The following is a 16,454-nucleotide window of genomic DNA, read 5'->3' as shown; positions in this document are numbered from 1 at the left end:
TTGGGTCCTTCGTCAATCTCCCTCGTCACGTCCCCCCGGCCAAAGTTTTTCCAACAACCGCCGGGACTCAAACCAAATCCAATCAAATACTTGATCGATTTCTTCTTTTTTACCGTATATGTGTGCTGTGGAAGCTAACACGACTTCACCGTCAACCGCCACCACGTTACCCGTCACTTCTCCTCGCACATCCACCTTACCGCCGCGTACGATTAAATCCCCTTCGACCGTGTGCCCTTCCGGAATGCGGACTGATTGTGTCTCTGCATCGATGACGATAGCATCTAAATTCTCAGGGTCCGTCGTCATCGAGAATTCAGTCGGCTTGTTCCAAGCGGCTACAAAACTGGTGCTCATCAAGATGAGAAAAATGGATGCCGCAAAGATAAAGGGGTGTCGCCGCAACCTTTCCCCCAGGCAGACCGTCGCCCAGAAGTTTTTTTGGGAAGCTGCTGAAACAACTTTTCAGTAAAATCGGACGGTGCGTCGACGATCGCATCTGCTTGAAGCGCTGTAACCGTGTAGTCCAGCTCGCGGAAATGTTTTAAACAGGCCGAACAGACATTAAAATGTTGCCGCAATTCCTGCTGCTCGTCTTCTGATAGATCACCGTCCAAATAGCGGTGCATCATCAAGCGACTCGTTCGACAGTCCACATCGGCCACTCCTTCCTCCATCCTGCAACTTTTATCAGTTAACGGTTGACAGCCATACGGTTTCATTCCAGCGGTGAGAGGAGGCGACGCAGCGCTTCCCGTCCCCTGTGGACACGAGTCTTCACCGTGGTCACCGGCAAGGAAAGAATTTCCCCGATTTCTGCCAACGACAAATCATGAAAATAACGTAAAACGATGACCGCTCGATAGTGAGCCGGCAACTGCTCTAACGCATCGACCACGCGCTTTCGCGTCTCTAATGCTATAAGGGATTCTTCCGGCGTCGGTTCATCGCCCGCCTGCTGGCTTAACCGATCCCGTCCCCCTTCGTCTCCCCTTATGGGCTCATCTAACGAGTGGTTCGGCTTTTTTTTGCGAATGCGGTCGATGCACAAGTTAGACGCTATGCGGTAGATCCACGTCGAAAACTGGTGCTTTGGATCAAAGCGGTGTAAGTTCGTGTAGACGCGTAAAAACGTTTCTTGTGCAGCGTCCTCAGCATCTTCGGCAGAACGCAACATGCGTAAACATAAGGAGTATATTTTATCCTTGTACCGCTCGACTAGCTGAATAAAAGCCGACTGGTTGCCTTCTTTCGCTTGCTCTACCAGCCGGGGTTCCAATTGCTCTTCTTGCATACTGCACAAAAACCTCCGCATGTTGCAGGATCGTAGCGACTTGGCCGTCGTGATTCTACGATCTTTATTATATACGAAACAAAAAAAGTTGCGTTTCACTAGTACAAAAAAAATCGTCAGAAAAATGACTTGACAAGAGCTTCAGTCACTTCCCTGACGATTCGCCCTCTATCTCCTGTTTAGGCTTGGGTGAGGATTTGGACATGCCGGTGTGGCTGACGATCCAGACGTAACTTATGACAGCGAACCCCAAAAGTCCGTTGGCCGTCCAACCGTTCATGCCGATGAACGACTCGATCGCCAGCCACACGATATACCACATAAAACCATAGCAGTACGTAAAACTTATTAACATTAGCCATTTGACCCACCGGGTACCGTGCGCACACAACCAGAAACTGGACAACAGCCCTATGCCGGCGGCTCCCCAGCCGACGTAGTTCAGCCACATGAACCTCTCAGCTGACGTCATCCCCTGTAACCACGCCCACGTTGTAGCTAAAGCGGGAGAACCTAAAGTGCGCCACACGATGCCAATGCCGATAACGGTCCAATAGGCAGCAAACGCTGCACTGCTCAAAAGGAGTATCAAAACGGCGACGTTGAACGCCCGTCTGATTCTGCGCCTGCGGCGATTTTTTTTACTGCGGGAGACGGTCGGTTTAGCTAAGGTACGGGCAATATTCATGCTAACTACATCCTCCACAAACGTTACCTGTCACTTTAAATATCGACACATTCTCCCTTCATCTTAAAAATAATTCAAGAGCACTGCCATTACAACACGCGTTCCCCAAAAACAGACCCTATTAAAGCGACCGCCACTTTCGCCGTTTTATTTTCTACATCGAGAATCGGATTCACTTCTACGAATTCGGCAGATGTCAACACGTCAGCCTGAGAAATGATTTCCAAAGCCAAGTGGGATTCGCGGTAGGTTACTCCCCCGGCTACTGGGGTCCCGACACCCGGCGCTTCGTTCGGATCGATCCCGTCCAGATCGAGACTGAGGTGTACGCCGTCTGTCCCATTCGTGACAATGTGGAGAGCTTCCTCGACAACTTTGGCCATCCCCATTCGATCGATTTCATGCATCGTAAAGACGTGAATTCCGTTCTCCTGTATCGCCCTTTTTTCTCCTTCGTCTAAGGAACGGACTCCGATGAGCGCCACGTGTTCCGGTGAAATTTTAGGCCCATCACCGGCGCAATTCGTCAGGTCCGGATGGCCCCACCCCAAACTTGCGGCCAAGGGCATACCGTGAATATTACCGGACGGCGAGGTCTCTGCGGTGTTCAGATCACCGTGGGCGTCAAACCAAATGACACCCGTCCTCTTCTGGAGGCGAGATACGCCGGCAATGGTCCCGATGGCAATACTGTGGTCACCACCCAATACGAGGGGAAAGCCCCCTTTCTCCATCACACTCGTGACTGTTTGGGCCAGCTCTTCGTTGACACGAACAATTTCACGCAAGTACTTCAGCTTCGTGTCGCCTATCTCGTACGTCTCCGGCGTCGGCACTTGCAGGTTTCCTATATCTTCCACTTCAAACCCGATTTGCTGCAATTTGCCCTGAAGGTTCGCATAGCGTATCGCGCTCGGTCCCATGTCGACTCCGCGCCGGTCGGCGCCCAAATCCATCGGTACGCCGATGACTGTTATTTGCCGTAACATACCTTCACCTTTTTCCAACTCAGTTTCATTTTTTCTTGTTTACAAAATAACATACACAGCGGAAAGATTTCCTTGTATGGGGTTAACCGAACCATCACACATTATAGTTGGCGCGGTTAAGCCGCGTCAATTCCTCTTTACCGAGGTGAATCCCAGTGACACGCCGTAACCGACGTGAACGGTTAGCGCCCAGGGCTCAAGACGCGTTGGATCGTTTGAAAGAGGAAACGGCTCGAGAACTCGACATTGAAACGGGAGCCGACCAAACCGCCCGGAATAACGGTGCTGTCGGAGGGCAAATAGTGAGAAAGCTGATTCAGCTGGGAGAAGAGTCCCTCGGGAAGAAGGCTTAGGGAAATGGTTTCGCCAAACTGCAAGTCATTTGTTTAGCCACAGAACAATGCGCGCACAACCTAAGGCGATCAAATTTCCCTAAACTGAAGCCGCTCGATTCAATCGAGCGGCTTTCGGTTACGTGGAGCGGAAGACGGGATTCGAACCCGCGACCCTCGCCTTGGCAAGGCGATGCTCTACCCCTGAGCCACTTCCGCACGGGTGTTTGTCGTTTTATGCCTGGATTGGTGCGGGTGAGAGGACTCGAACCTCCACGCCAAAGGCACTAGATCCTAAATCTAGCGCGTCTGCCAATTCCGCCACACCCGCCAATGAGCTGATTAAATAACAATGTACCCATTAACATGTTGGGTACCCGTACGACCATTCATTATAAGAAGACGATGGTGAGCCATGCAGGAATCGAACCTGCGACACCCTGATTAAAAGTCAGGTGCTCTACCGACTGAGCTAATGGCTCAAGATACTGTCAGATGTGGTGGACGGTGACGGGCTCGAACCGCCGACCCCCTGCTTGTAAGGCAGATGCTCTCCCAACTGAGCTAACCGTCCATGGTGACCCGTAGGGGATTCGAACCCCTGAATGCCAGCGTGAAAGGCTGGTGTGTTGACCGCTTCACCAACGGGCCAGAAACAGTACCTGTCTAAATCGACAATCATTATTTTATAACAAAGTAACGGGCTTTGTAAAGATTTCGCGCGATTTTTTTATTTTCTTATTACTTCTTTTTCACTCCCACCGTTTTCGTGAGTGTCCCTTTCCCTCATGTAACTGTTCATCATTTTCCTTATGAATTCCAGCTTCCCCATTACGTCCTGGAATGACAGTAAAATCGTAATCTTTTAAGTACGGGATGGACCCGCGCACTTCTGTTGTGACGGCGCTATCCATTTCACAGATCAAAACTGCCTCTTTCGACCGAGGCGCCTCAGTGAGGACGATGCCGTCGGGTCTGACGAATTTGCTCTTTCCACAACTGTTCCCGCCGACTGCGTTGACACCCATGACGAACACCGTATTGTCCAGCGCCCGTGCCGGAAGTTGTATGTCCCATCTCCTTTCTGCCTGCACACTCCAAACAGCGGGCACAACAATGAGGTCGGCCTGCTGCAGTGAGATGAGGCGGCTCGATTCGGGAAATTCTGCATCATAGCACATCAGCACCCCCAGCTTGCCAACCGATGTCTGAAAGACGGGATACTCTCTTTCTCCTGGGGTGAAAATGTGCTTTTCTCGCCCCCACAGAAAAGATTTGCGGTAAACGCCAATTAAAGCACCGTTCTGTTCAATGACGGCCGCCGCAATGTACAAACGGTGATTCGCTCTCTCCGCAAATGGCACCACCATCACGACCTCCAGTTTCTGCGCAAGGGCACGGAACGTCACCATGACGTTCCCTTCCACTGTTTCCGCCAACTGGGCAAACTGGTCTGGGGACAAATTGTACCCGTACGGCCACAACTCCGGGAGGACAACCAATCGAGCTCCTTGTTCCACAGCGGCGTTCACCATCGACACGGCCCGTCTGACGTTGCTTTTGACATTCCCTGGTTCGGAACAAAATTGTATCCCGGCCGCCTTCAGCATAGCCTGTCAGTCTCCCTTCCATTTTTTCGTTCATGTACCAACTCACTTCGACAAGTGGCGTCTGAATCCCTCTAAAATACTGGTGATCCACTCAGAGATAAAAAAAACGAGATCGGCCATGCCGTCTCGCTGTGTCAATTTATTCCTTGCTGTGGGGTCGACTTTGTTTATTTTATTTTGACGTGTTCGTCCACTCATCAATGAGTTCCCGGTTTTCATCTATCCAGCTTTGCGCGCCTTCTGCTTCAGAATCCGCTTCTTCGATGGCCGCCATCAGACTTCCTAACTGCTCGTCGTCTAACATGAAGTTGTCAAACCATTCTACAATCTCAGGCTGTTCTTCTTCTAGGCCTTGACGTGCTGCATAGTAGATGTTCTCTGCGTCACCGTAAATATTTTTCGGGTCTTCCAACAGTCTCAAATCCATCTCCGCAAACGCCCAGTGAGGCTTCCACAAGGTTACAACGATCGGTTCTTCACTCTCGACGCTTTTTTGCAGTTCGGCTAACATTGCCGGCTCTGACGAACCGACCAGCTCGTAACTGAGACCGTATTCGGCGATAACTTCTTCAGTGAGCCCCATGATGCTGGCGCCAGGTTCAATCCCGACGATCTGTGAATGAAACTGGTCCTTGTTCGCTTCGAGATCTTCAATGCTCGTCACATTCTCTACGTAAGAAGGGACGACGAGCGCCAGGTCAGTGCCCTCATACCACGTGTCGCGCAAGTCGATCTCTTCTTCGTACCGTTCATAATGGGCTTTGTCTGTATTCGGCAGCCAAATCTCCATTCCAATATCTAATTCTCCACTTGCCAATCCTTCGTACAAAGCCGCCTTTTCTACCGGCATCAATTCCACGTCGTAACCCCGCTCTTCTAGCACAATTTTCCACATATTCGAAACCGCTATGTTCTCAGCCCAATTGTTCATGCCAATCGTAATCGTCCCTTTCTCTTCACTGACGGCTTCTTCTCCGCCGTCCCCTTCCGTGCTGTCAGCGTCAGAAGAGCCATCAGATGCGCCCTCTCCTCCGCACGCGGCGAGTGCGAGAACAACCCCTACAAACAACACAACAACTAATTTCCTTAAACCCATCAAACAATGCCTCCCCAAGTTATACACATTGGTGCCCATTGTAACAAAAGCCGGGCCGAAATGAAAAAAGGGTCATGGGGCTTGAGCACGGATAGCTGCTGATGTCATCCCCTGATCGGATATCAGGTCTACTGGTCTTACAATCCTTGGCAATACGGACATGTTTACTCAATCATTCAAATCGCTGGGGAGAAAAAATGCGGACCAAAAAAGGGATGACGGCGTTTTCGTCCCGTTCCCCATCACCAACCGGGACTTCGCCAACATGATCAGCACTTCGCGCGAATCGATTAGCCGTACGCTCAATCAACTAAAAAGAGATCATCTGTTAGAGACGAACCGTGACGGGATTCGCATATGCGAAAGAAGAGAAAACGGGTATTGACTCTCACGTTGACGTTAGAGTTTATAATGAGATTAGCAAAAGTGTTGGAGGATTGCGTTGTATGTACGGTATTGGTAAAGTCGCATCCGAAACGAACTTGACCGTTCGCACACTCAGGTATTACGACGAAATAAATTTGTTGCGGCCATCCCATGTTGCAGAATCAGGCTACCGCTACTACTCGAAAAAAGATGTTCTGAAATTGCACAGAATTCTTGCATTGAAGGAACTTGGCTTTAATTTGAATCAAATTAAGGAGATTCTCGATCAAAATCAATGGAAAAATGTTTTTGAAGAACATTTAGCGTATATCGCAAAGGAAAGGGAACGGCTGAGCTATCTGGAGAAATTGTCTCGCCTTTGTTTACAACTTTCCATTGTGGAACAGGACATAAGCTGGGACAACATTTTTCGCTATGTTCGACAGTCCCGAGAGGGGCAAAGACAGAAAACGAAATTTTTAAACGAATACTTTGACGAAAGGGAATTGGAAATTTTAAATAACCCTTTGTTTGATATTGGCGAAGAGAAAGCGATGGCGTTGGTAGATTTATTAAAAACAGCACATGAACAAAAGCACGAAGACCCGTACGCCCCAAAGTCTCAGGCATTGGCTGAACGCTTGACGCGCTTTTTAAATGACGCCTTTCACGGAGATGACACTCTGATTAACAAGTATTGGGAGCTGCAAAAGCGCTCACCCGAGGAATCTGCCTTAATTGTTTTGGACCAAGATGTCATTCAGTATATCGACGATATCATGGACGTTTATGCAGAAAGGTTAGAAGAAGGTCATTGAGTTGATGCGGTCATTTTCGCATACCATCTGGCGGAAAAAGAAAAAACCAGTAGTTCATCCACTGAGGGAGAAAGGCAACATGAACGGATCATTTTCTAAAAAACGGGCTATTTCACTTGATTTAGCGAGAGGCTTTATGCTTCTGCTCATCGTAATGGCACATGCCCCACTATTGCTGTACGGATCTGGCCCAGGGATCATGAGCCGGCCAGAAAGTGTTACCTTTTTGGATAAACTTCTTAATTCCATTGGTGAACTTTTTATAGATAATCGTGCACGGTCTTTATTTTCAGTTCTATTCGGATACGGATTAGTGATGATGTTCGAAAACCAACTTTCAAAGGGTTGCTCAAAAAAAGAAGCAAAGAAAACAATTAGGCGTCGTTCTCTATATCTAATCTTGTTCGGATTTATATTAACCGTATTTATTGGCGGCCAAGATATTTTAATGACTTACGGTGTTGCCGGCCTCTTAGTGAGTTGGTTGTTATTACGCCAGAATAAAGTCTTAATCACGGTTACAGTGTTTGTCACACTAATCGTTGTATCATATCTCCCATTTGTGTGGGGGTTCCTTTTGTATCAAAACGGCCGTTATGGCTTTAGCACTGTCTTTTCCACGAATCATGATTATATGCAGTCGGTAATGGAAGCAATGTTCTATTTTCCCATGATCCCTCTCCTCATTCATTTCCTTTTCCCCGTTCTCCCCTCTGTTCTGGCAGGGATGTGGTTTGGAAGAAAACAACTGTTTACGAAAGTGCTTCAACCAAGTAGAAGATTAAAAACGGTGGCTGCGATTGGTATTGCCATCTCCATCCTAGGTGCCCTTCCATTAGTACTGATCGGTGAACTGTGGGAGCCAAGTTTGTTTTTAGCTGGCATCGTTTATGGAATTCACATCATAACCGGCATTGCTGGCGGAATAGGATATGCAGCGTTATTTGGAATTCTTGGCAACCTTCTTAAAAATCCTGGTTGGTTCATTAAATCATTAACTTCTTTAGGAAAACGTTCACTCACATTTTTTGTTCTCAATGAAACCTTATTAGTCCTTCTATTTTCACCTGTTGCATTAGGTTTAGGCGGAGTATTAGACAACACTGGAGCCACGTTTGTTGCAATTTCCATATGGGTTTTAGCCGTCGCTATTGCTTATGTACTGGAAAGGTACCACATGAATGGACCACTTGAATCCCTCATGCGACACTTAGTTTATAAAAAATAAATACAACAAGGCCCCTTATTTCGCAATCGTGTGACGTGGGCCTTTCTGCCAAATAGGTCCAATAGTTTGCTCTCGTGTGCACAAAGGGGATACCCTGTTGTACATGAAATCTGGATGCGAAGGGAGCTTTGCGACGGATGAACGAAAGCTCCCGAAAAAACGTTTTTCAATCCACGTGACTTTTAATAATCCGCAGTTTATTTAAACACTTAAGTGTAATGTCTTTCGCGGTGGAGCCACTCCCGTCAACGTTTGTGGCAAATACCCAAATGTCCTTCTTCGTCTCCACAAACCCGACATACCACCCAAGACCTGTATCGGATAACCTGGTGCCCGTTTTGCCGTGAATCGTGTAAGTATCCTGTTCATCTTCGATCATGATCCTTTTGACGATTTTCATCGTTTGCTTATGAAACGGCAATGTTTCTTTTACAAGCCGCTCCATGAACGCGATCTGTTCTAGAGCGGATATTTTTAAACTGCTGTCAAGCCAGAACGTATCGATGCCGCCTGAAATGTCGCGATTGCCGTAATTTATGCGATTCAGGTGATCTTGCATCTTCTCTGCCCCAATATCTCGAGCCATTGCCTGGTAATACCATATAACCGAATGCCGCATTCCTGAACCTAGAGTATGGTCTCTGTTCCATTCTTCGAATTGCCGAACGGTCCCATCCCAGCGTTTGACATCGTATTCATCCTCTACGGCCTTTTCTTCTAAACCGATCAGCGCGTTAGGCACCTTGAACGTGGATTCCGGCGTAAATCTCTCCTTGCTTCGCTTAAAATTGTAAGCGTACATTTTGTTATTCTTTAGGTTTTTCATAACGATCGTCCCTGATGTGTCAGCAAAAAGGCGATCGGCCTGAAGTTCCTTTATTTTGTTGTCAGCTGTATTGGCTCCAGTCAGGATACCAACCGTTGCTCCAACCATGAACAAGGTAAGAAGCACGATCACTAACTTTTTCATTTTTTTCACGTAGGATACCTCCTAATCATTATAAAATGTAGCAAAAACGCGGCTGGACTTTTTCTTACCTCCTTTCTCTCTATTATGTAAAGTCAGTATACTGGTGTTGAGGTCACATTGAAATGCGCTTTTTTTCGCTTTGTACCCGTACAGATGGGAGAGGATCAGGAAATGAAATACGTACACATTGTGGATGAAATTATTCGACAAATCGAAGAAGGTCTTTTAAAGCCCGGCCATAAGTTGCCTTCCATTCGCGCTCTATCCAAGGAGTTTGCGTGCAGTAAAAATACGGTTATCAGAGCTTATCAGGAGTTGGAGAGCAAGCACTTAATCTATTCGGTGCCTAAAAGCGGTTACTACGTTGTAGACAACCATCGTTTCCGACTAAGCCATTCGACAGAGAACAAAAAGATTGATTTTCTATCTGCCGGTCCAGATCGACACGTAATGCCTTTTCGTGATTTTCAACACTGCATCAACCAGGCTATTGAAACATATAAGCATGAGATGTTTGTGTACTCGGAGCCCCAAGGGTTGTACTCCCTGCGGGAGCAACTGGTCCAGTATTTGCGAAACAATCAAGTTTTTACCACTCCGGAGCGGATATGTGTCGTTTCCGGTTCCCAGCAGGCCTTAAATCTCTTCGTTTCACTGCCGTTTCCCAACGGGAAACATAAAATATGCGTGGAACAGCCAACCCATGCCAGTTTTATCGAATCCATTCAAGTACATCAAACAGCATCCATCGGTATTGAGATCACAGGCAAGGGAATCGACTTGAAACGTCTGGAGGAGATTTTTAAGCGCGGTGATGTCAAGTTTTTCTATACTGTTTCACGGTTCCACAACCCTACGGGGTACAGCTACACGAATACACAGAAGCGAAAAATTGTCGAATTGGCTCAAAAATACGACGTCTACATTATCGAAGACGACTATATGGGGGATCTGGATCTGAATTTGAAACACGACCCTATGTTTGCTTATGATCCTTCTGGGAGAGTCATCTATACGAAAAGCTTCTCAAAGGTGATGCTGCCTGGCTTGCGCCTGGGACTCGCCGTCATTCCTGATGCCATAAGAGAGAGGTTTTTGCAGGCCAAGTTCGCGCAAGATTTGCACTCTCCGGTACTCACCCAAGGAGCACTTGAAATTTATCTGAAAAGTGGAATGTTTGATGCCCATATCCATAAGATGAGACTGATGTACAGCAAAAAGGCCGCGCTGCTACAACAAGCGTATAGGGACCATTTGCCTTCTATCGTTTCCTTTTCAAAATCGCTATCCGGATTCTACTCCACGATCGCATTACCTGAACCGCTAAAGGCCAAGCAGCTCATTCAACTTTTAGAACAGGAAAATGTGTACATCGACGATGCATCCAAAATGTTCCTACCCGAATTTGCAAAAGATAACGTCCTAAGGCTGAGTATTTCTCAAGTGGAAGAAGAACTGATCGATCGTGGCATTCAAAAAATAGCGAACGGCATTAACAAATTAATGCTCAAGAAAAGGCAGATCTATTCTTTTCGGTGGACCTAACATCATTGGTGGATGGACCACGTGTTTCGCCTGACTGTCTACTTTCCAACACTCAATGACAACACTGCACCCCCATTTTGTCAAGCAACTTGTTGTGGGATCTGCCTATTCCTTCAGCAATCTTAAAAATCTGTCTCCTTAAGATGATCCCAATTCGCCCCCAATCATACATTTCCTTTAAATACAAAACCCTTGTTGTAACAACAAGGGTTTTACTGAAGCTCCCAACCAGACTCGAACTGGTGACCTCTTCCTTACCTTGTAAAGAGTAGTATGTAAACGATGCTCCCCCATTCTAAATCATCTGTAAGTCCTTATTTTAAAGAGCTTTTACAGTTTATCCTTCTGCATAAATCTTTCGACGCCTATATGGTATCCGCTCAATCTTCTTCTGCTCCGGATCCACTTTACAAAAAAACCTTACCTGAATGGAGGACAACGATCACATCTGCACCAGTGGGTTGTCCTGTATCGTGTATTCCGTTCAGGGCGCAGAATCGGCAACGCTCCAGTAAACACTAGCAGTTTTGAAAAAGCACTTTACAAATGAAAAGAAAAAGGTTAATTTATTTAGTATGTTTAATACTAGTGTTATACATACTAGTTAATTAACTGCATAAAGGTGGTTTTGAGATGAACTTTTCACCCGCTGAATGTCTTGTGATGGGGTTGTTGCATTCTGGTGCACGATACGGTCACGAAATAGATAAATACATGGAACAAATGAAAATTAGATATTGGACTAAAACCAATCGAGCCACAATTTATCAAACTCTTCAGAGGATCGAAAGGAAAGGCTGGGTAACGAGTGACACAGAAGTCGTAGGAAATATGCCGAGAAGAAAAATTTATACACTGACGCCTAAAGGAAAAAAGGCTTTACAAGAAATGGTGTTCGCTGGCCTTGCTTCACAAGAAATTGTCACTTTTGACTATTCGATCGCGATCGGATGGTTGGAGGTTTTGCCTACACAATTAGTCATAGATCAAGTTATCCAAAGGAAAAGCTTTGTAGAAAAAATTATTCACCAATTTTCGCAAGAAGATGTAGAGGACACGGATATTTATATAGGCCGAAGGGCTAATGTGAGATTTTTAAAATCGTATTACGAAATGGAGAGAGAGTGGCTGGATTGGTTATTACGTGAACTGAGAAAGTTGAAAAAAACGGTTTAATCCACAATAAAAAGCTTGAGAGGAGTATTATACTTTATGGGCATTATTATAGTAGGTTCAATCGCGTTAACCATTTTGGCTTTGACCACTTTATTGGTTTTTGTCGGAAATCGGATGTCGAAAAATTTAAGTGGCAATAAAAAAAGTGGTGGGTCATTGCTCACGTTATATTTGTCATTATGTACTTTGCTGGATTATTAGGAGAACTTGTGATGGCCGTTTCTACGACTCTTTCCAATTTTGAAGAGCACATATACGCGGCCCATTTGTATATCTTGTTCTTTGACAATTTCCTGATTATACCCGGCGGCTTTGGCTGTTTAATAACGGGAATTTGGATTGCGGTCCGAACAAATTGGGGATTCGCAAAATACTACTGGATTATTGCAAAGTGGATTGGGAACATTGTGGCTATTCTATTGGGTTCAGCAATTATTGGCCTTCGCATCCACAACTCGATTCCGAAAATCCTTTCCCTTGATCTGTATCCGTTACAAAACCAAGCATATCTCAATAATCGAATAATTGTTATTTGTAGGCATTACTATTTGTCTCGTCATTTTACTTTTCTTGGTTGGAATTTCGTACCTGAAGCCGTGGGGAAAAAGGACAACAGTTTAGATTGTGGAGTTGTGTTCAATCCGTTAAAAAGCCAGACAGCGTTGGCGGGGCCGTCGCGAAACGGACTCGAATTTGATGAATACGATACTGTCTCAACGGTTCTCTCCCCTAAAGATTATTTAAAAATTAGTTATTTTTTCTGTTTGGTTTCTGTTGTTGAAAATGTCTTAACAATCTTTTGATAACCATGTAGCTAAAAGCCACCCCAACAATTAATATAAGAAAACCAATAATGCTGAAATTATGAACCAAAAATGTCTATTTACCCTAGATTTCGCACTGTGAATAACTTTTAAAAGCCAAACGGTTATCCACAGGGTTTATTCCATAATAATCCATTTATGGAAGTACAATCTTATTGTTTTACGCTCGGAAGACACAATTTCCCCCTCCACATACTGGGTAAGAAGAGGATTTCCAGTTGTTAGATCTCTGTCATTCAATTTGGTGGGAACGGTGGAGCATACTTATCCACAGGTCTTGTTTCGCAAAACCGTTCCACAGCTTAAGTGTCCATTGCCTGGCATGTGAAACGAGGACGGCTGGAATCATCCAGAAGATACGTCTCATACGGGAAACTGTGAACGTTTTGGCTTCTTGAGGTGTCACTTCTTTCGTGAAACCCTGGTACACATTGTAAGCAATCAGTTTAAGTAGAGCATCAGCGGCATTCGGGTAAAACCCGTCATTACTGATGGCATCCAGAGCAAAACCGTTTTTAGCTTCCTTAATGTAGTTTTCCATTCCACAGCGGTGGTTATAGAAACGCCATATGTCTTCTCCTTCCCATAACAGGTTGGTCACAATCCATTCGTATGCCCAACCGTACTCGGGACAGAGCTCCATTTGTTCTTCATCGATGACTTCCTTGGTACGAACAGTGACAATGCGTCGTGGAATGCTCCAGCCGTTGGCAGCGCCTTCTTCTTCTTGTTGGCCATAAAGAGTTTCTACAGATGAATCAAAATCAAGAATGACCGTTTTTTGATCTTTTAGTTGTCTAGCATTCACCTGATCATTGACTTGCTTAAGGCCATGGATTTTTTCTTGAGAGTCGAATCGATCCAGGTCTTTATAAAGGATCGTGGTGTCGGGTAACTTTCCGCCCACAAGTCCCAGTTCTCTGGCCAGAACCTGTTCGATTTCTTCAAAGTGACAAATTCGCTCTTTGCCAAGCAATCGCCCTACGATCTGAGTAACACATATTTGAGGTAGTGAGTACGTAGAGTGAGGGGCTTGGTCATTTCAAGTGCAGCGGAAAATTGATTCTCAAGATCCTGTTTCTTGATGTAATCGAGCATACCCCGCCAAATAATGTGGCGTTGGGAAGCGAAAATTCTACATGTAGTTCTTTACTTGTGGATAAGTTTCGTTTATCATTCACCTTATGGGTGCTCCTTTCAAGGTATTTTGGTTGTTATGCAACTTCCATTTTCCTTGATTTGGTGCACCTTTTCAATTTTTTAGAATGATTTTTGAGATTTACTTGCGAAAACTAGGTTCAAATATTATTTAATACATAATCTTTAAATTCTTTTTCAGTAAAATCATTAATTTTTTGATCAATGGTGCCATTATTTAAGATCAATATCTCATCACTAATGTTATGAGCTATTGAAAGAATGTGGGTCGAAACTACAACAATATTATTTTTCCTTGAATATTGAATCAACTGTTTTTTAAATGAATTAAATACAAGGGGATCCAATGATGCTAATGGTTCATCGAGCAACAATATTTTTGGCGAAGTAATAATAGCCATCGCAACAGCAAGCTTATTTCTCATACCATAGGAATAATCTACAACAAATTTATCGGATATATCGGATAAATTGTATTCCTCTAAAAACATCTCCATTTTTTTATTGTTAATTTGGATTCGATGTAATCTACAAATGAATGTCAGGTGTTCCCTTCCCGTTAAATATTCAAAAAAAACAGGGTTATCCGGTACATAATACGTTATTTTCTTCAAATCTTTTGCCGAATGCAATATCTCTCCCTCATCATATCCTATAATACCGGAAAGAATTTTCATTAAGGTTGTTTTGCCAGCGCCATTTTGTCCAAGTAGTGAATAAACCTTACCCGACTCTAATTTAAATGAAACATTTTTTAAAACTAATGTTTCGTATTTTTTCTTCAGACCCTTAACTTCTAAATACATGTAATCCTCCTAGAAAAGATTTTTAATCGATTTCGCTTTTATGAATCAGTGAAAATAGGCTCTTCTCTCTATCGCGTGGGTATAAAATTATGACAGCTTTTCCGCTTTTTAAAAGGTTCTCATAGCCAAAAGCAGCCGTCAAGAAAACCGCTTGACCCTTGCCTTTTGACTATGAGATTGGTCAGCTAAGCGGAAAGGCTCATTATGCGCCACTCATCGCCCGCGCTTGAATGTACAATTTGTTTGCCGTCATATACACCATGTGAATGAGGTTTTGGGTATTACGGTAACCACGCGCCTTTCGTTTTGCTACCTGCATGAGGCTGTTGAGCTCTTCTAAAAGCCCATTTGTCATACGGGACGTAAACCAGCGTATGCCTTCTTTATGCTTCTTAATTGTTTTAACAACACGCATCAAGGGCTGTAATTGTGAGCGTGCCACCCAACCTAACCATTCGAAGTCGGCAAAAAGCTGGTTAACGTGCCATAAATCCTGCAGGGCCAGTTTCGTGCGATAGGCGCGTCCCGTTTTAAGCTTGCCATCTTTTAACTGCTCTAATGTTTGCTTTTGATCACTTGTTAACTTGTTATAAGCCAAATATATTTGGTTTTGTGTAACTCTTGCGCCTGCTTTTGCTCTTCTTTGTGGACATTATCGACAGCCTCATTGACCATTTTGATCACATGAAACCTGTCAAAGGTGATCTGTGCGTTTGGAAAAGTGTCTGGGATACCGCTAATAAAAACCTGGTGACCAGTAATTTGATCCGCATCCACACCTTTACTGGATAAGTGATCCCGGCAAGGTTTCTGTGCCCTTGCCTTCTGCCGCAAATAACATCAATCGCGATCGGCGTCACGAAGAGCGTGATATACTGATGGCCTCTGCGGGAGGAGGTTTCGTCTATCGCGATTCGCCTTACATTGGACAGGTCAAGTTGATCCATCGCCTTCTGTACGTAATGGCGAAATATACGCCATAGGCGTGTATCATACTCACATAGCGAAGAAGCTGAAAATAAAAGATGGCAAATGTTTGTTTTAAAAACACAAAAAGTGACCTTCTTGTTGGTAAATTACTCGTTGCCTCTAATTATTAATAAACACAGCTGAAAATTTTGGTGTTACAGTTGATTCTATAATTGAAGCTACCAGAAGGGAAAGCAGCATGAATATCAATATTGCAATTTTATCTTTCGTTGAATCATTTGGAATAACCTCCTCTGAATAAATTTTGTTTATTAGAGCTTTAAAAGTACTCATTCCCAGTAAAAAAGAACAAAAAATTGCTGGGACTTCAAATATACCATGTGGTAAAAAAATCATAATAGAATAACCAATAGAATCCCCTTTGAGAAACGCTATGTATGCAGCAATTGCAACAATTGATGCATTATAAACTAATAAAAGAACAGCAATGAGACCACCAGATAAATTACCCAAAATTATCATAGCTGTAGCCGAAATAAAATTATGAATAAAAATTTCATGCCATGTAATATCATTAGTTAAATAATTGTCAAATGATCGTAGCTGTTCTGGTATATCCAATTC

At 44.5% G+C, this 16,454-nt stretch carries 18 protein-coding genes, 5 tRNA genes and 1 pseudogene; 7 read left to right on the top strand and 17 right to left on the bottom strand.

What is annotated here, in order from left to right; translation table 11 throughout:
* Positions 1-12: 12 nt before the first annotated feature.
* The 5 genes from B0W44_RS01155 to rocF all read right to left on the bottom strand — a co-directional run bounded on the left by B0W44_RS01155 (position 13) and on the right by rocF (position 2,971).
* Positions 13-357, bottom strand: coding sequence for a polymer-forming cytoskeletal protein (locus B0W44_RS01155; RefSeq protein WP_169835361.1), 345 nt, complete (start codon positions 355-357; stop codon positions 13-15).
* Complete coding sequence (locus tag B0W44_RS01150) at positions 357-677, bottom strand: anti-sigma factor family protein (RefSeq protein ID WP_169835360.1); 321 nt, start codon at positions 675-677, stop codon at positions 357-359. The genes B0W44_RS01155 and B0W44_RS01150 overlap by 1 nt, the downstream gene beginning before the upstream one ends.
* 41 nt (positions 678-718) lie before the next feature.
* On the bottom strand, positions 719-1,294 hold the full coding sequence (gene sigW / locus B0W44_RS01145) for an RNA polymerase sigma factor SigW (RefSeq protein ID WP_077718416.1): 576 nt from the start codon (positions 1,292-1,294) through the stop codon (positions 719-721).
* A gap of 145 nt (positions 1,295-1,439) precedes the next feature.
* Positions 1,440-1,982 carry a hypothetical protein gene (locus B0W44_RS01140; protein ID WP_077718415.1) on the bottom strand — a complete coding sequence of 181 codons (543 nt, stop codon included), beginning with the start codon at positions 1,980-1,982 and terminating at the stop codon, positions 1,440-1,442.
* An 89-nt stretch (positions 1,983-2,071) separates the two neighbouring features.
* A complete protein-coding gene (gene rocF / locus B0W44_RS01135) occupies positions 2,072-2,971 on the bottom strand; it encodes an arginase (RefSeq protein ID WP_077718414.1) in 900 nt (299 codons plus the stop codon).
* Positions 2,972-3,126: 155 nt separating this feature from the next.
* Here rocF and B0W44_RS01130 point away from each other — a divergent pair, with 155 nt between their 5' ends.
* A complete protein-coding gene (locus B0W44_RS01130) occupies positions 3,127-3,324 on the top strand; it encodes an alpha/beta-type small acid-soluble spore protein (RefSeq protein ID WP_149026897.1) in 198 nt (65 codons plus the stop codon).
* 123 nt (positions 3,325-3,447) lie between these two features.
* On the opposite strand, the gene B0W44_RS01125 is transcribed toward B0W44_RS01130, so the two are convergent.
* The 7 genes from B0W44_RS01125 to B0W44_RS01095 all read right to left on the bottom strand — a co-directional run bounded on the left by B0W44_RS01125 (position 3,448) and on the right by B0W44_RS01095 (position 6,009).
* Positions 3,448-3,522: transfer RNA gene (locus B0W44_RS01125), tRNA-Gly, on the bottom strand.
* A gap of 28 nt (positions 3,523-3,550) precedes the next feature.
* Positions 3,551-3,634 (bottom strand) — tRNA-Leu (locus B0W44_RS01120).
* Between the two features lie 75 nt (positions 3,635-3,709).
* Positions 3,710-3,785, bottom strand: a tRNA-Lys gene (locus tag B0W44_RS01115).
* Positions 3,786-3,801: 16 nt separating this feature from the next.
* Positions 3,802-3,877, bottom strand: a tRNA-Val gene (locus tag B0W44_RS01110).
* A 1-nt stretch (position 3,878) separates the two neighbouring features.
* Positions 3,879-3,954, bottom strand: a tRNA-Glu gene (locus B0W44_RS01105).
* 101 nt (positions 3,955-4,055) lie between these two features.
* Positions 4,056-4,913 (bottom strand): nitrilase-related carbon-nitrogen hydrolase, encoded by an 858-nt coding sequence (locus tag B0W44_RS01100; protein ID WP_077718412.1) that lies wholly within the window; start codon positions 4,911-4,913, stop codon positions 4,056-4,058.
* A gap of 172 nt (positions 4,914-5,085) precedes the next feature.
* Complete coding sequence (locus B0W44_RS01095; RefSeq protein ID WP_077718411.1) at positions 5,086-6,009, bottom strand: glycine betaine ABC transporter substrate-binding protein; 924 nt, start codon at positions 6,007-6,009, stop codon at positions 5,086-5,088.
* A gap of 160 nt (positions 6,010-6,169) precedes the next feature.
* Here B0W44_RS01095 and B0W44_RS01090 point away from each other — a divergent pair, with 160 nt between their 5' ends.
* The 3 genes from B0W44_RS01090 (at position 6,170) to B0W44_RS01080 (ending at position 8,421) form a co-directional block, all read left to right on the top strand.
* Positions 6,170-6,394: a helix-turn-helix domain-containing protein gene (locus tag B0W44_RS01090; RefSeq protein ID WP_077718410.1), complete on the top strand. Its 225-nt coding sequence runs from the start codon at positions 6,170-6,172 to the stop codon at positions 6,392-6,394.
* Positions 6,395-6,455: 61 nt separating this feature from the next.
* Positions 6,456-7,193: a MerR family transcriptional regulator gene (locus B0W44_RS01085; protein WP_077718409.1), complete on the top strand. Its 738-nt coding sequence runs from the start codon at positions 6,456-6,458 to the stop codon at positions 7,191-7,193.
* 79 nt (positions 7,194-7,272) lie between these two features.
* Complete coding sequence (locus B0W44_RS01080; protein ID WP_228441628.1) at positions 7,273-8,421, top strand: DUF418 domain-containing protein; 1,149 nt, start codon at positions 7,273-7,275, stop codon at positions 8,419-8,421.
* Between the two features lie 166 nt (positions 8,422-8,587).
* On the opposite strand, the gene blaOXA is transcribed toward B0W44_RS01080, so the two are convergent.
* Positions 8,588-9,391 (bottom strand): class D beta-lactamase, encoded by an 804-nt coding sequence (blaOXA, locus tag B0W44_RS01075; RefSeq protein WP_077721190.1) that lies wholly within the window; start codon positions 9,389-9,391, stop codon positions 8,588-8,590.
* Between the two features lie 171 nt (positions 9,392-9,562).
* Between blaOXA and B0W44_RS01070 the strand changes: the two genes are divergently transcribed.
* The 3 genes from B0W44_RS01070 (at position 9,563) to B0W44_RS01060 (ending at position 12,915) form a co-directional block, all read left to right on the top strand.
* Complete coding sequence (locus tag B0W44_RS01070) at positions 9,563-10,936, top strand: aminotransferase-like domain-containing protein (protein WP_077721189.1); 1,374 nt, start codon at positions 9,563-9,565, stop codon at positions 10,934-10,936.
* A 663-nt stretch (positions 10,937-11,599) separates the two neighbouring features.
* On the top strand, positions 11,600-12,112 hold the full coding sequence (locus B0W44_RS01065; protein WP_228441627.1) for a PadR family transcriptional regulator: 513 nt from the start codon (positions 11,600-11,602) through the stop codon (positions 12,110-12,112).
* 212 nt (positions 12,113-12,324) lie between these two features.
* Complete coding sequence (locus B0W44_RS01060; RefSeq protein WP_077718407.1) at positions 12,325-12,915, top strand: hypothetical protein; 591 nt, start codon at positions 12,325-12,327, stop codon at positions 12,913-12,915.
* Positions 12,916-13,168: 253 nt separating this feature from the next.
* On the opposite strand, the gene B0W44_RS01055 is transcribed toward B0W44_RS01060, so the two are convergent.
* From B0W44_RS01055 to B0W44_RS01035, 4 genes and pseudogenes are all read right to left on the bottom strand, one after another.
* Entirely contained in the window at positions 13,169-13,912 is a 744-nt protein-coding gene (locus B0W44_RS01055) for a transposase (protein ID WP_169835358.1), read from the bottom strand.
* A gap of 322 nt (positions 13,913-14,234) precedes the next feature.
* Positions 14,235-14,900, bottom strand: coding sequence for an ABC transporter ATP-binding protein (locus B0W44_RS01050; RefSeq protein WP_077718405.1), 666 nt, complete (start codon positions 14,898-14,900; stop codon positions 14,235-14,237).
* A 202-nt stretch (positions 14,901-15,102) separates the two neighbouring features.
* Positions 15,103-15,677, bottom strand: a pseudogene (locus B0W44_RS01045) (transposase).
* Between the two features lie 312 nt (positions 15,678-15,989).
* Entirely contained in the window at positions 15,990-16,451 is a 462-nt protein-coding gene (locus tag B0W44_RS01035) for a stage II sporulation protein M (protein WP_237087424.1), read from the bottom strand.
* Positions 16,452-16,454 lie beyond the last annotated feature (3 nt).

The organism is Novibacillus thermophilus (assembly GCF_002005165.1).
Lineage (GTDB): Bacteria > Bacillota > Bacilli > Thermoactinomycetales > Novibacillaceae > Novibacillus > Novibacillus thermophilus.
This window is presented reverse-complemented; position numbering and strand designations above follow the sequence as displayed.

What these genes read in the sequence shown, in the direction of transcription:
- B0W44_RS01155 (WP_169835361.1), bottom strand. Translation starts at nt 357, where the DNA reads ATGAGCACCAGTTTTGTAGCCGCTTGGAACAAGCCGACTGAATTCTCG.
- B0W44_RS01150 (WP_169835360.1), bottom strand. Translation starts at nt 677, where the DNA reads ATGGAGGAAGGAGTGGCCGATGTGGACTGTCGAACGAGTCGCTTGATG.
- sigW (WP_077718416.1), bottom strand. Translation starts at nt 1,294, where the DNA reads ATGCAAGAAGAGCAATTGGAACCCCGGCTGGTAGAGCAAGCGAAAGAA.
- B0W44_RS01140 (WP_077718415.1), bottom strand. Translation starts at nt 1,982, where the DNA reads ATGAATATTGCCCGTACCTTAGCTAAACCGACCGTCTCCCGCAGTAAA.
- rocF (WP_077718414.1), bottom strand. Translation starts at nt 2,971, where the DNA reads ATGTTACGGCAAATAACAGTCATCGGCGTACCGATGGATTTGGGCGCC.
- B0W44_RS01100 (WP_077718412.1), bottom strand. Translation starts at nt 4,913, where the DNA reads ATGCTGAAGGCGGCCGGGATACAATTTTGTTCCGAACCAGGGAATGTC.
- B0W44_RS01095 (WP_077718411.1), bottom strand. Translation starts at nt 6,009, where the DNA reads ATGGGTTTAAGGAAATTAGTTGTTGTGTTGTTTGTAGGGGTTGTTCTC.
- B0W44_RS01090 (WP_077718410.1), top strand. Translation starts at nt 6,170, where the DNA reads ATGTTTACTCAATCATTCAAATCGCTGGGGAGAAAAAATGCGGACCAA.
- B0W44_RS01085 (WP_077718409.1), top strand. Translation starts at nt 6,456, where the DNA reads ATGTACGGTATTGGTAAAGTCGCATCCGAAACGAACTTGACCGTTCGC.
- B0W44_RS01080 (WP_228441628.1), top strand. Translation starts at nt 7,273, where the DNA reads ATGAACGGATCATTTTCTAAAAAACGGGCTATTTCACTTGATTTAGCG.
- blaOXA (WP_077721190.1), bottom strand. Translation starts at nt 9,391, where the DNA reads ATGAAAAAGTTAGTGATCGTGCTTCTTACCTTGTTCATGGTTGGAGCA.
- B0W44_RS01070 (WP_077721189.1), top strand. Translation starts at nt 9,563, where the DNA reads ATGAAATACGTACACATTGTGGATGAAATTATTCGACAAATCGAAGAA.
- B0W44_RS01065 (WP_228441627.1), top strand. Translation starts at nt 11,600, where the DNA reads ATGGGGTTGTTGCATTCTGGTGCACGATACGGTCACGAAATAGATAAA.
- B0W44_RS01060 (WP_077718407.1), top strand. Translation starts at nt 12,325, where the DNA reads ATGGCCGTTTCTACGACTCTTTCCAATTTTGAAGAGCACATATACGCG.
- B0W44_RS01050 (WP_077718405.1), bottom strand. Translation starts at nt 14,900, where the DNA reads ATGTATTTAGAAGTTAAGGGTCTGAAGAAAAAATACGAAACATTAGTT.